This window comes from Weizmannia sp. CD-2023, assembly GCF_036225245.1.
GTDB classification, from domain to species: domain Bacteria; phylum Bacillota; class Bacilli; order Bacillales; family Bacillaceae_C; genus Weizmannia; species Weizmannia faecalis.
This window is the reverse complement of the sequence record NZ_JARTJQ010000163.1, coordinates 267-621: the sequence shown is the minus strand read 5'-3', so window position 1 is coordinate 621 and position 355 is coordinate 267. Positions and strand designations below refer to the sequence as shown.

The 355-nt window shown below is 26.5% G+C and carries 1 protein-coding gene; it reads right to left on the bottom strand.

The window, feature by feature from the left end; translation table 11 throughout:
* Positions 1–304 (bottom strand): DUF3969 family protein (locus P9687_RS17230; protein ID WP_328228956.1); only part of this gene is annotated, 304 nt, incomplete at its 3' end.
* Between the last annotated feature and the right edge of the window lie 51 nt (positions 305–355).

The window sequence follows — 355 nt, the reverse complement described above, 5'->3', positions numbered from 1 at the left end:
TTTGGGGCGCCAGTAACACTTTTATTTCTCTATCTAACAAAAGAAGAACTCTATTTTTTAAATCAATTATGTTTTCATCTAACTTGTCAGGTAGTAAATCATTAATATCATCAATTTCTGTACCCAGTTCCAAAATTTCTATTAATTCATTTGAGTAATTTTTTTCCTTCAAAGAATCAATGATACGGTAATTAAAATATCTTTTCTCAGCTTCTTCTATCGAAATTTTCTTATTATATACAGCCTCGATTATACCTAAAACATTCAACAATATATCTTTTTCTTCGGTATTTTTATTAATCATTTTTTAACACTCCAGCCTTTCTTAGTTTTAACATTTTATAAAATCCTTGCA